Origin of the sequence: Novosphingobium arvoryzae, assembly GCF_014652615.1 — a bacterium.
In the GTDB taxonomy this organism is placed as follows: Bacteria; Pseudomonadota; Alphaproteobacteria; order Sphingomonadales; family Sphingomonadaceae; genus Novosphingobium; species Novosphingobium arvoryzae.
Genome location: NZ_BMZD01000009.1, coordinates 27593 through 40530, shown reverse-complemented (window position 1 = coordinate 40530; position 12938 = coordinate 27593). Strand labels below are relative to the sequence as shown.

The window sequence follows — 12938 nt, the reverse complement described above, 5'->3', positions numbered from 1 at the left end:
TTTATCGTGGCGGAAAAAGGCCAAGAAAAAGGGCCGGAGGATTGCTCCCCCGGCCCAATTTTCGTGCAAGTGTCTGAATAGACGGCAATATGGCTTAGAAGCCCATATCACCCATGCCGCCCATGCCGCCACCCATCGGGGGCATCGCGGGCTTGTCTTCCGGACGCTCTGCAATCGCGGCTTCGGTGGTGATCAGCAGACCAGCAACCGAGGCGGCGTCCTGCAGCGCGGTGCGCACGACCTTGGTCGGGTCGATCACGCCGGCGGCCTTCAGGTTTTCATAGGTGTCGGTCGCGGCGTTGAAGCCCATCGATTCGTCACCTTCGCGCAGCAGGTTGCCCGAAACGACCGCGCCGTCATGGCCGGCGTTCGTGGCGATCTGGCGCACCGGGGCCATGATCGCGCGGCGCACGATGTCGATGCCCTTGGTCTGGTCGTCGTTCGCGCCCTTCATGCCTTCGAGGGCCTTGGTCGCATAGAGCAGCGCGGTGCCGCCACCGGGGACGATGCCTTCTTCCACCGCGGCGCGGGTGGCGTGCAGGGCGTCGTCAACGCGGTCCTTGCGCTCCTTCACTTCGACTTCGGTCGCACCGCCAACCTTGATCACGGCCACGCCGCCAGCCAGCTTGGCCAGGCGTTCCTGCAGCTTTTCGCGGTCGTAGTCGCTGGTGGTGGTTTCGATCTGGGCACGGATCTGCTCGACGCGGGCCTTGATGTCGTCCGCGGCGCCAGCACCATCGACGATGGTGGTGTTGTCCTTGTCGATCGAGACCTTCTTGGCCTGACCCAGCATGCCGAGCGTGACGGTTTCCAGCTTGATGCCCAGGTCTTCGCTGATCATTTCACCCGCGGTGAGGATCGCGATGTCCTGCAGCATGGCCTTGCGGCGATCGCCGAAGCCCGGAGCCTTGACCGCGGCAACCTTCAGGCCGCCACGCAGCTTGTTGACCACCAGGGTGGCCAGCGCTTCGCCTTCGATGTCTTCCGCGATGATCAGCAGCGGACGGCCCGACTGCACCACGGCTTCGAGCACCGGCAGCATCGACTGCAGGTTCGACAGCTTCTTTTCGTGGATCAGGATGTACGGGTTTTCCAGTTCGACCGTCATCTTTTCCGGGTTGGTGACGAAGTAGGGCGACAGGTAGCCGCGGTCGAACTGCATGCCTTCGACGACATCGAGTTCGAATTCGAGGCCCTTGGCCTCTTCCACGGTGATCACGCCTTCCTTGCCGACCTTTTCCATGGCTTCGGCGATCTTTTCGCCGACTTCACGGTCGCCGTTGGCGGAAATGATGCCGACCTGGGCAATTTCGGCCGAGCCGGCCACCGGGGTCGAACGACCCTTGAGGTCTTCGACAACCTTGGTCACGGCCAGATCGATGCCGCGCTTCAGGTCCATCGGGTTCATGCCGGCAGCGACCGAGGTCATGCCTTCACGCACGATGGCCTGGGCCAGCACGGTGGCAGTGGTGGTGCCGTCACCGGCCGCGTCGTTGGCCTTCGAGGCCACTTCGCGCAGCATCTGGGCGCCCATGTTCTCGAACTTGTCCTTGAGTTCGATTTCCTTGGCGACCGAAACGCCGTCCTTGGTGATGCGGGGAGCGCCGAAGCTCTTTTCGATCACCACGTTGCGGCCCTTGGGGCCCAGGGTCACCTTCACCGCGTTGGCGAGGATGTCGACACCAGCGAGAATGCGTTCGCGCGCGTCGCGCCCGAATTTCACGTCCTTGGCAGCCATTTCAAATTCCTTGAATGTCTAGAATGGGATTGTTGAAGTCAGCGCTCGCTCAGCCAATGATGCCGAGGATGTCGCTTTCCTTCATGATCAGCAGGTCTTCGCCGCCGATCTTCACTTCGGTGCCCGACCACTTGCCGAACAGCACGCGGTCGCCAACCTTGACGTCCAGCGGCGTGATGGTGCCGTTTTCGGCGCGAGCGCCCGAACCCACGGCGATCACTTCACCCTCGGCGGGCTTTTCCTTGGCGCTGTCGGGGATGATGATCCCGCCAGCGGTCTTTTCTTCAGCCTCAACGCGGCGCACGAGCACGCGGTCGTGCAACGGACGGAATGACATGGGTGGTTCCCTCTCTATTACCTAAACAGGATTTGGGTTGGCACTCTCACCCGGAGAGTGCCAGCAGCGCGCATATGGGTGCAGCCCAATGGGGCGTCAAGCGGACTCGACGGAAAAAAATTCCGCGCCGCTGGTTCAGGCCGGGACCAGTCCCAGCACGGCACGGCGCTGCCATCGCCGCCCCAGCAGCAGCGAGACGACGACCAGTCCCGCCGCCAGCCCCAGCCAGATCCCGTTGCCCGCCAGCGGCGAGAAGAACCCCAGCGCGACCGAGGTCGTGAACCCGATCAGCCAGTAGCCGATCAGCGCCAGGATCAGCGGCATCCGCGTATCCTGCAGGCCCCGCAGCGTGCCCGCCAGCACCGCCTGCAGCCCGTCGAACAGCTGGAACGCCGCGGCAATCGCCAGGAAGCCGACCGCATGGCCGACCATCGCCGCATTGGCCGGATCAGCCGGATCGACATAGAGCGACAGGACGAAGCGCGGGGCCAGGATCATCAGCGCGGCGGGAATGATCATGTAGCTGACCGCGACCACCAGCGCCGCCTTGCCCGCCGCCGCGATCGCCGCGACATTGCCCGCACCATAGTGATAGCCCACCCGGATCGTTGCGGCCTGCCCCACGCCGAACGGGATCTGGAACGCCAGCGCGGCGACTTGCAGCGCCACGGTATGCCCGGCCAGTTCCGCCTGCCCCAGCAGCCCCATCAGGAACGCCGCGCTGGAAAACAGCCCGCCCTCGGCCATGATGATCAGCGAAATCGGCAGGCCGATCCGCAGCAGGTCGCGCAGGCGCTGCCATTCGGGGCGCCACCAGCGGCCGAACACGCGGTAGCGCCGCAGCCGCCGGTCCGTCCTGATCGCCAGGGCATAGGCTCCCAGCATCACGAAGGCCGTGATCACGCTGGAAATGGCCGAGCCATCGAGCCCCAGCGCCGGAGCCCCCCAGTTGCCGAACACCAGCACGTAATTGCCCAGCGCGTTGACCAAGATCGCCAGCCCCGTGATCGCGGTGGCGAAGACCGGGCGGCCCAGCGCGGACACGAAGTTGCGCAGCACGCCGGCCATGATGTTGGGGATCGTTGCCCACAGCAGGATCGCCAGAAAACTGCCCGCCTGCCGCGCGACTTCGGCGTCCTGCCCGCTCAGCAGCAGCAGCGCCTCGCCATTGGCCGACACCAGCATCGCCAGCAGGCCGGTGCCCGCCGCCAGCCACAATGCCATGCGGACCGAGCGGCGCACTTCGCGCACCGCATGGGCCCGGCGGCCCAGTTCGGCGGCGATCAGCGGCGCGCAGGCCCCGGTCAGCCCGATCAGGCACCACATCATCAGCCCGAACAGCGTGGTTGCCAGCGAGGATGCCGCGAGCGCCGTCTCCCCCAGCCGCGCCACGAAGATCACGTCGATGGCATAGACCAGCATCTGCAGCAGGTTGGCTGCCGCCAGCGGCGCCGCGAGGCGCAGCGTCGCGCCCAGTTCGGTGCGCCAGAGAGAAGGTGCGGCAGGTTCGGCCATCAGGCCGCTGCGGATAGGCCGGTGCAGCGGCCAGGGGAAGGCTTATCGCCGCCATCCGGGCATTTGGGGGCAATACCGTGCGCTTCATGCAACGGCAGACGTAACAAACGCACTTTCCCGCCGCGCGGCGCGGCGCTAACGATCGCGGTCAAAGGTTCAAGGAGAGTTTGGATGCGCGTTTCCGCGAAGATGATTCTGGTTCCCGTCCTGGCACTCGGGCTGGCCGCCTGCGGCTCCCCGGCAGAAGAACAACCCGCTGCCGACAGCGCACCGGCCGCCGCCGATGCGGGTTCCGCCGCAGCTCCGGCTGTTGCCGACGCGGGCGGCAAGCCCGCCTCTTTCGCGCAGTGCGCCGCATGCCACGCGGTCGAACCCGGCAAGCACGGCATCGGCCCCAGCCTGGCCGGCGTCTATGGCACCAAGGCGGGCGAGCTGGCCGGCTATGCCTTTTCCGACAAGCTCAAGGCATCGGGCCTGACCTGGGACGACGCCACGCTGGACCAGTGGCTGGCCGGACCGATGAAGATGGTGCCCGGCACCAAGATGACTTACGCGGGCCTGTCCGATCCGGCCAAGCGCAAGGAACTGATCGAATACATGAAGACGCTGAAGTAACCCTTCTCCCGTCTTCGGGTCGCGCGGCAGGGCTGGAAGGGGCAACCTTTCCGGCCCTGTCTGTTTCCGGCGATCCGGCCCGCCCCGCACCGCCCGCCCAAACGAAAAGAGCGGCCCCGAAGGACCGCCCTTTCCTGAAATACCGTAGGCTTCGGTGAAGAAGCTTACTTGATTTCGACCTTGCCGCCAGCGGCTTCGACCTTGGCCTTGATGTCTTCGGCTTCAGCCTTCGACACGCCTTCCTTGATCGCCTTCGGAGCGGCTTCGACCAGCGCCTTGGCTTCGGTCAGGCCGAGCGAGGTGATCGCGCGGACTTCCTTGATGACGGCGATCTTGTTGCCGCCGTCCGAGGTCAGGATGGCGTCGAATTCGGTCTTTTCTTCAGCAGCTTCAGCAGCGGCGGCCGGGGCAGCAGCCACGGCAACAGCGGCAGCAGCCGACACGCCCCAGGCTTCTTCCAGAGCCTTGGCGAGGTCAGCGGCTTCGAGGACGGTCAGCTTCGAAAGTTCTTCAACGAGCTTGGCGATATCAGCCATGATGTTTCACTCCACAAATTGATGGATGCCGGACGCTTCGGATCGAAGGGTCTTGTCCGGCAAAACGCTTGATCAGTCTTATGCGGCTTCCTTGGCGTAGGCGCCAAAGACGCGGGCCAGCTTGCCAGCCGGTGCCGTGACAACCTGAGCGATCTTGGTCGCCGGTGCCTGGACAAGGCCGATGAGCTTGGCGCGCAGTTCGTCGAGCGAAGGCATCGAGGCGAGCGCCTTGATCCCGTCGGCATCGAGCACCTGCGAACCCATCGCACCGCCAACGATTTCCAACTTGTCGTTGGTCTTGGCGAATTCGACAGCGATCTTTGCCGCGGTGACGGGGTCGACCGAAGTCGCCAGCGCCACCGGACCGGTGAGCATGTCACCGATGCCGGCATAGTCCGTGTCCGCGATGGCCAGCTTTGCAAGACTGTTCTTGGAAACCTTGAACGACGCACCGGCTTCACGCATCTTCACGCGCAGGGCCGTGGTCTGGGCCACGGTCATGCCGAGGTTGCGGGTGATCACCACCACGCCGACCTCGTTGAAGGTTGCGTTCAGAGCTGCGACCGCATCGGCTTTCTGCGAACGATCCATGCTTACTCCTTCACGATGGCCGTGTGCATGAAGCACAAGGCCGGGCTGCGTTGTCCGCACGCGCCAAAGCGCCTGCGGGCGAGTCCGTTGATGGGGAAGGAGGGGCGTGAAGCACGCCGGTTGCGCGGCGGCACAGGGCCGAAGCGCGAAATCTCTTTTCCCCGTCTAGGCTGGAAATTAAGTGCGGCACATTCCGCACACCAACTGTCTCGGACGGATGAACGGCGCGGACGAATCCTTGCCGGTCGGGACGCGCATCTACCAGCGCGCGCCCCGAAGTCAAGCGATCAGGCCCGTGCCTACTGGAACAGCGCCTTGCGCGGGCCGAGGTAGCCGAACAGGTATGCCCCCACCTTGCGCATCTGGATTTCCTCCGCCCCTTCGGTGATCCGGTAGCGGCGGTGGTGGCGATAGATGTGTTCGAACGGCTTGTGCCGCGAATAACCGATCCCGCCATGCACCTGCATCGCCCGGTCCGCCGCCTCGCAGACCAGCCGGTTGGCGTAGTAGTTGCACATCGAGATCTTGTCGGAGAGCTTATGCTCGATCTCCTTGTGCTCCATCTGGTCCATTTCCCAGGCCGTCTTGTAGATCAGGGTCCGCAGCATCTCGCACTGGGTAGCCAGTTCCACCAGCGGGAACTGGATGCCCTGGTTGCGCGCCAGCTCCGCGCCGAACGGCTTGCGTTCACGCGCATAGCGGACCGATTCCTCGACGCAGAACGTCGCCGCGCCCAGTGAACTGGCCGCCTGGCGGATGCGGTTCTGGTGGACGAAGCTCTGCGCGATGGCCAGCCCGCCGTCGACCGGCCCCAGGATCGCGCTGTCGGGCACCCAGACATTGGTGAAGCTGACGCGCGGGTGGTCGGTCGGCATGTTGAAGGTCCAGAGATACTCCTCGATCACCAGCCCCTCGGTCGGGTTGGGCACCAGGAAGCAGGTGATCCCCTTGGCATCGCCATCCTTGCCGCTGGTCCGCGCGAACGTGGCGCAGTGCGTGGCCACGTGCATGCCGGTGGTCCACATCTTCTCGCCGTCAATCCGCCACCCCGGCACCCCATCGCGGGTTTCACGCACGGCGCGGGTTTCCATGTGGGTGGCGTCCGAGCCGTGGTTCGGCTCGGTCAAGCCAAAGGCGGTGCGGCGTTCGCGTGCGAACCCGCCCAGGATGAATTCCTTCTGCTGTTCGTCCGTCCCGAAGTGTTCGAACATCGCCACGAAGGGAAAGTTGCCGACGATCGAGTGTTCGTTCTGCAAATCGTTGTGCAGCCCCAGCCCCTTGGCGGCAAAGCGATCGCGGATCACCGCCATCCACAGGTTGGAGCCATCCTTGCCGCCATACTTCTTGGGTGCGGAAAAGCGCCAGTGGCCCGCCGCATCGGCACGCTTGCTGGCTTCGACCAGCAGCTTTTCCCACTCGTGCCGGGGCAGGCCGCCATTCTCGAAATCGGTCCGCGCCCATTCGCGGCGATGATCGAAGAAGCGGATGTTGTCGTCCTGCTCTTCCAGTGGCTTGATCTCTGCGGCGATGAACGCGTCGAGTTCGGCCAGATAGGCCACGAGGTCTTCAGGCAGCGAAAAATCCATGTCAGTTCCCTTCCCAGCGGGCCCGCGCATTGGCCAGCGCGGGGTATTTCGGCACATCGGCAGTCAGTTTATCCAGCGCCATCCGGCGCAGCCGCGCCAGCACGCCGGGCGTCGCCAGATCGGCTTTGCCCGCCATCAGGTCGGCCGCCAGCGCGGCATCAGTGGCAACCGGGCGCTGGTCCAGCTCGCGCGCGACGATGCCCAGCGCATTGCGCGCCACGGCCAGATCGAACCGCCCGCGCCCGCTGACCAGCGGCTTGATATCCTGCGCCAGCCATTCGGATATGGCGGTGAGGATTTCCGCACCGCTTGGCTCGCCCGTTCCGGGTTGCAGCGGCGCCTGCGCCGGGGGCAGCGGACGCTGCCGCTCCGCCTCGGGCGCCAGATCCTCCAGCAGCAGCAGCAGGTCGAGTTCCTGCTCCGACGTGCGCCGCGCCACGACCACCCGCTCGATCGAGCGGTCATGCCCGCCGCGCCAGTAGCCGCCCATCTGCAAACAGCCCAGCGCCCACCAGAACGTGCGATAGACCGTCCAGAACCGGAACCGGTCGTAATCGAACGGCTGGCCGCCCGCCTCCTCATAGGCCTGCACCAGTTCCGCAATGGACGTGAGGCCATAGCCCGGTCGGTCGGGCCGCGAAAAGCGCCACACGGTCATGCAGCCAAACGCGATATCCTCGTGCGGGTCGCCCAGATGGGCCAGTTCCCAGTCGAGCACGCCCGACAGCCGCCCATCCTCCACCAGCAGGTTGCCCAGCCGGAAATCGCCGTGGACCAGCCGGGGCGGCACCGGGGCGGGCAGGTTCTGCTCCAGCCAGCGCACCGCCAGCGCCAGGATCGGACGATCCGCGCCATAGCTGATGAAGCGGGCCTTCAGTTCCGCCAGCGCCTCGGCGGTGTCCATCACCGGCACCGGAATGCCAGCCGGATCGGTGCGGTGCGTGGCGGCCAGTTCGCGGGCAATGTCGCGGATCAGCACTTGCGGATCGGCCACGGCCAGGATCGCGTTCGGATCGGGGGTGCCCGGAATGGCGCGCATGACGAAGCCGGAGCCGATCCCGTCCCCCGCTTCCAGTTCGACCAGGATTTCGGGAGCCAGCACCCCGGCGGCGCGCGCGGCGCGGATCAGCGCGGCTTCGCCAGCATGGTCCATCGGCCGCCCCGCCATCATTTCCAGCGATGGCGCCCGGCGCAGGATGCAGGTTTCAGCGCCGGCAGTGAAGCGCCAGCTTTCCATGTTGGCCCCGCCCGACAGCCGCTCCAGTGCCGATGGCGCGGGCAGTCCGGCGCGGGCCAGCGCGCGGGTCAATCCCGCGTGCAGGGGATGATCTGATGCTCCGGTCAAGTCCGCCGCTCTCCTTCGGCCTGTGCTTTGCCGAAAGGTTTAATCGTGCGATTAAAAAGATCAAGCGCAGCATTGCTTAGGGCGCTAAACATTTTGTGCAAAAGCGGTCCGGCGGCGGCGGCGGTGCGCTCCGCCGACAAAGAAAAGGGCGCGGAAGGTTGCCCCTCCGCGCCCGAATTCTTGTGCCGTGCGGCGAAGATTACATCTTCTTGGCAGCGTCCGCAGCAGCGTCGGCAGCAGCGTCGGCAGCGCCTTCAACAGCAGCAGCGCCTTCAGCGGCAGCAGCGCCAGCAGCGGCGGCAGCGTCGGTCGCGGCAGCAGCGGCGTCGGTGGCAGCAGCCGAAGCGTCAGCAGCGGCGTCGGTGGCGGCGTCGGTGGCGACAGCAGCGGCGTCTTCAGCCTTTTCACCGCAGGCCGAGAGAGCGAGAGCGGCGCCGGCAGCGGCAGCAGCGAGAACGATCTTGCGCATGAATGTATTCCTTGAACAGCGAGTGGACCCCGCCCGGCTTGCTGCCAACCTGTTGAAAGGCAATGGCATTGGACCGACCGGAAAGCCTACCATATCAGTAGACTTCACGCGCCAAATAGTCGCGTTCCTTGGGCGATGCAAGCACTTGTAGCGCTGCATCCTGTTTCTTGCGGTGAACCGTTATGCAACACCCTGGCGGCAGAATGTGGCGAAGGCGTGACCAATCGCCAGATTCGGCGCTTTCCCGCCAGTGCAACGCGCCGGTTGATACCGCGCAGCACTCGCTACCGCTGCAGCGCGCACGCTGCTAGGCTGAGGGCATGGAATCCAAGCAGCACCTCTATCTCGTTGACGGTTCGGCCTATATCTTCCGCGCCTATCACCGCCTGCCGCCGCTCACCAATCCGCTGGGGGTGCCGGTCGGCGCGGTCTATGGCTACACCACGATGCTGTGGCGGCTGGCTGACGATCTCAACAAGGCCGAGGGGCCGACTCACCTTGCCGTGATCCTCGATGCCTCGGGCAAGTCGTTCCGCAACGAGATCTATCCCGAATACAAGGCCAACCGCCCCCCGCCGCCGGAAGACCTGAAGCCGCAGTTCCCGCTGATCCGCGATGCCACCCGCGCGTTCAGCCTGCCCTGCATCGAGGAGCCGGGGCTAGAAGCGGACGACCTGATCGCCAGCTATGCCCGCGCCGCCTGCGAACGCGGCTGGGACGTGACCATCGTGTCGTCCGACAAGGACCTGATGCAACTGGTCGGCCCCCACGCGGGCGGCCGGATCGAGATGCTGGACACGATGAAGAACCAGCGGATCGAGGAACCGGAGGTCGAAGAAAAGTTCGGCGTTCCGCCCACGCTGGTCGGCGATGTGCTGGCGCTGATGGGCGATGCGGTGGACAACGTCCCCGGCATTCGCGGGATCGGCCCCAAGACCGCGACCAAACTGATCCAGGAGCACGGCAGCCTGGAAGCCGCCCTCGCCGCCGCACCGGGGATGAAGCCTTCGAAGCTGCGCGACAACCTGATCGAACATGCCGAGATGGCCCGCCTCAGCCGCGTGCTGGTCGCGCTCAAGGAAGATTGCGCCCTGCCGGTGCCGCTTGATGATTTCAAGCTGGGCGAGATTCCGCCCGCGCCGCTGACCGCCTTCCTTGAGGAACACGGCTTCACCAGCCTGCTGAAGCGCCTCGACGGCGGGCGCGGCAGCCCGGAGCGCAAGACCCAGCTCAACCCGGCCAAGCCCGTCACCGCCGGTGCCGCGCAGGCCGCAGACGGCGCCCGCCAGCCCCTGCCCGACATGTCCGCGGTGGACCGCAGCGCCTATGCCTGCGTGCAGACGCTGGACGACCTCGACCAGTGGATTGCCCGCGCCTTTGCCGCGCGGGTGGTGGCCTTCGACACCGAGACCAGCGCGCTCGACGCGATGCGCGCGGAGCTTGTCGGGATCAGTCTGGCAACCGGCCCCAACCAGGCCTGTTATATCCCGCTGGCCCACGGCGGGACCGACATGTTCGCGGAAAAACCGCAGCAGATCGACCGCGCGGCCGCCCTCGCCCGGCTCAAGCCGCTGCTCGAAAGCGATGCGGTGCTGAAGATCGGCCAGAACGCGAAATACGACCTCAACGTCATGGCGCGATATGGCATCGCGGTCGCCCCGCTCGACGACACGATGGTGATGAGCTTCGACCTCGACGCCGGGCGCGGCGAGGACGGGATCGGCGGCGGCCACGGGATGGACGAACTCGCCGCCCGCCATCTTGGCCACACCACGCTGGCGTTCAAGGACGTGTGCGGGACCGGCAAGAAAGCGATCCCCTTCGGCGAAGTCCCGCTGGACCGCGCGACCGAATATGCGGGCGAGGACGCCGACGTCACCTGGCGTCTGCACGCCTTGCTGCGTCCCCGGCTTTCCTCGGAAGGCGCCACGCGCGTCTATGAGCGGGTTGACCGCCCGCTGGTGCCGGTCGTCGCGCAGATGGAGCGTCACGGGATCAAGGTGGACCGCGAACGGCTGGCCAGCCTGTCCGCCACCTTCGCCGCCGAAATCGCCAAGCTGGAGGGCGAGATTCACACCCTTGCGGGCCAGGAATTCACCATCGGCAGCCCCAAGCAGCTGGGCGAAATCCTGTTCGACAAGCTGGGCTACAAGGGCGGCAAGAAGGGCAAGACCGGGCAATATTCCACCGACCAGAGCGTGCTGGAACGGCTGGCCGGCGAAGGCGCGGAAATGGCCACCAAAGTGCTGGAATGGCGGCAGCTTTCCAAGCTGCGCAGCACTTATACCGAAGCGCTGCAAGCCGCGATCAACCCCGATACGGGCCGAGTCCACACCAGCTACAGCCTGGTCGGCGCGCAGACCGGGCGCCTGTCCTCGACCGAGCCGAACCTCCAGAACATCCCGATCCGCACCGAACTGGGCCGCCAGATCCGCGATGCGTTTGTCGCGGAGCCGGGCAACGTGATCCTTGCGGCGGACTACAGCCAGATCGAACTGCGCCTCGCCGCGCACATGGCTGACGTGCCGGCCCTGAAGGAAGCCTTTGCCGAAGGGCAGGACATTCACGCCCGCACCGCGCTGGAAATGTTCGGCGAGGTCAACCGCGACACGCGCGGGCGGGCCAAGACGATCAACTTCGCGATCCTCTATGGCATCAGCCGCTGGGGTCTGGCCGGGCGGCTGGGGGTTTCCTCGGACGAGGCGCAGGCGATGATCGACCGCTATTTCGAACGCTTCCCCGGCATCCGCGCCTACATCCACAGCACGCTGGAGAGCGTGCGGACCAATGGCTATTCGGAAACGCTGTTCGGCCGCAAATGCTGGTTCCCGCGTATCGGCTCCAGCAACCCGAACGAGCGCATGGGCAGCGAGCGCGCGGCGATCAACGCCCCGATCCAGGGCACCAGCGCCGATATCATCAAGCGCGCGATGGTGCGAATGATGCCCGCGCTGGAAGCCGCCGGACTCGGACACGTGCGGATGCTGCTGCAGGTCCACGACGAACTGGTGTTCGAACTGCCCGAAGGTGATGTCGCCGCTGCCTCCGATGTGATCCGCAACGTCATGGCCGGGGCGGCGCAGCCGGCGGTGACGCTGTCCATCCCGCTGGGCGTGGAAATCGGCACCGGACCAAGCTGGGGGGCGGCGCACTGATGCAGGCCAAGCTGCCTTCCGGCGACCAGGTGCTGGGCTGGTCCGAAGTCCTGACGCTGTCCGGCGTCCATCTGGGCATTGCGATCGGCGCGGCCCTGGCGCTACACCTGGCACTGTTCTTCCTGCTCGACCGGGCGGCGCGGATGTCGGTCTCGACCGCCGATGAACTGGTGTTCGGCCGCCTGCGGCATCCCTTGCGCTGGGCGATGGTGGCAGTGGCCATTTCCATCGCGGCAGAAAACGATGCGCTGATCGCGCGGGTGTGGGACATGGCGGGACGGTTCATCGTTCCGGCGCTGCTGGGGTGGACCGCCTTTGCGCTTGTCAAGGCCTTCGCTGGCGTACTGGAGACCCATGCCGCCGCCGGGGAAGACGCAATCACCGCGCGCAGCCGCCGCACCCGCATCGCGATCTTCTCGCGCTCGGCCGGGTTCCTGGTGGTGTTCGTTACCGTCGCGCTGATGCTGTTCGCGATCCCCAGCGTCCGCAATGTCGGCGTTACGCTGATGGCCTCCGCCGGCTTTGCCACGCTGGCCTTTGGCATGGCCGCCCAGCCCGCGCTGAAATCGCTGATTGCGGGCATCCAGATCGCGCTGACCGAGCCGATCCGCATCGGCGATTTCGTGGTGATCGATGGCGAAAGCGGGCGGGTGGAGGATATCCGCCTGAGCTATGTGGTGATCCGCACCGCCGACGAACGGCGGATCATCGTGCCCACGTCAAAGTTCCTCGACGCCAGCTTCCAGAACTGGACCCGCGTCGGCCTTGGGATCACCGGATCAGTCGTGCTGCCGGTGCGCCCCGGCAGCGAAATAGCCCCGATCCGCCGGGCCTATGAAGCCGCCCTCGCCGCCCATCCCGATTGGGACAAGCGCACTGCCGCGCTGCAGGTGTCCGAAGCGCGGGTCGGCTCGGTCGAGCTCAAGCTGGTGATGAGCGCCGATGGCCCGACCGAACTCGCCCGCCTGCGCCACGCCATGCGCGAGGCGATGCTGGAATGGCTACGCGAACGTATGCCGGACGCGCTTTGCACCGACACCTGACCCGCGCA

At 65.9% G+C, this 12938-nt stretch carries 11 protein-coding genes; 3 read left to right on the top strand and 8 right to left on the bottom strand.

Features of this window, described 5'->3' with window-relative positions; genetic code table 11:
- Positions 1-94 precede the first annotated feature (94 nt).
- From groL to IE113_RS14385, 3 genes are all read right to left on the bottom strand, one after another.
- Entirely contained in the window at positions 95-1738 is a 1644-nt protein-coding gene (gene groL / locus IE113_RS14395; protein ID WP_189542710.1) for a chaperonin GroEL, read from the bottom strand.
- Positions 1739-1787: 49 nt separating this feature from the next.
- The gene (gene groES, locus IE113_RS14390) at positions 1788-2075 is read right to left on the bottom strand and encodes a co-chaperone GroES (RefSeq protein WP_189542708.1); all 288 of its coding nucleotides are present in this window, start codon (positions 2073-2075) and stop codon (positions 1788-1790) included.
- Between the two features lie 135 nt (positions 2076-2210).
- Positions 2211-3590, bottom strand: a complete 1380-nt coding sequence (locus tag IE113_RS14385; protein ID WP_189542706.1) for an MATE family efflux transporter — start codon at positions 3588-3590, stop codon at positions 2211-2213.
- Between the two features lie 171 nt (positions 3591-3761).
- On the opposite strand from IE113_RS14385, the gene IE113_RS14380 reads away from it, so the two are divergent.
- Positions 3762-4205 carry a c-type cytochrome gene (locus tag IE113_RS14380; RefSeq protein ID WP_189542703.1) on the top strand — a complete coding sequence of 148 codons (444 nt, stop codon included), beginning with the start codon at positions 3762-3764 and terminating at the stop codon, positions 4203-4205.
- A gap of 164 nt (positions 4206-4369) precedes the next feature.
- Here the strand turns inward: IE113_RS14380 and rplL are convergent, their stop codons facing one another.
- The 5 genes from rplL to IE113_RS14355 all read right to left on the bottom strand — a co-directional run bounded on the left by rplL (position 4370) and on the right by IE113_RS14355 (position 8732).
- The gene (gene rplL / locus IE113_RS14375) at positions 4370-4741 is read right to left on the bottom strand and encodes a 50S ribosomal protein L7/L12 (protein ID WP_189542701.1); all 372 of its coding nucleotides are present in this window, start codon (positions 4739-4741) and stop codon (positions 4370-4372) included.
- 78 nt (positions 4742-4819) lie between these two features.
- Entirely contained in the window at positions 4820-5332 is a 513-nt protein-coding gene (gene rplJ / locus IE113_RS14370) for a 50S ribosomal protein L10 (RefSeq protein WP_189542699.1), read from the bottom strand.
- A gap of 299 nt (positions 5333-5631) precedes the next feature.
- Positions 5632-6918 (bottom strand): acyl-CoA dehydrogenase family protein, encoded by a 1287-nt coding sequence (locus IE113_RS14365; RefSeq protein WP_189542697.1) that lies wholly within the window; start codon positions 6916-6918, stop codon positions 5632-5634.
- A 1-nt stretch (position 6919) separates the two neighbouring features.
- Positions 6920-8263 carry a phosphotransferase gene (locus IE113_RS14360; RefSeq protein WP_229822531.1) on the bottom strand — a complete coding sequence of 448 codons (1344 nt, stop codon included), beginning with the start codon at positions 8261-8263 and terminating at the stop codon, positions 6920-6922.
- Positions 8264-8462: 199 nt separating this feature from the next.
- Entirely contained in the window at positions 8463-8732 is a 270-nt protein-coding gene (locus tag IE113_RS14355) for a hypothetical protein (RefSeq protein WP_189542695.1), read from the bottom strand.
- Between the two features lie 320 nt (positions 8733-9052).
- Here IE113_RS14355 and polA point away from each other — a divergent pair, with 320 nt between their 5' ends.
- Positions 9053-11887 (top strand): DNA polymerase I, encoded by a 2835-nt coding sequence (gene polA, locus IE113_RS14350; RefSeq protein ID WP_189542693.1) that lies wholly within the window; start codon positions 9053-9055, stop codon positions 11885-11887.
- Positions 11887-12930 carry a mechanosensitive ion channel family protein gene (locus tag IE113_RS14345; RefSeq protein ID WP_189542691.1) on the top strand — a complete coding sequence of 348 codons (1044 nt, stop codon included), beginning with the start codon at positions 11887-11889 and terminating at the stop codon, positions 12928-12930. Before polA ends, IE113_RS14345 begins: the two co-directional genes overlap by 1 nt.
- The last annotated feature ends 8 nt before the right edge of the window (positions 12931-12938 follow it).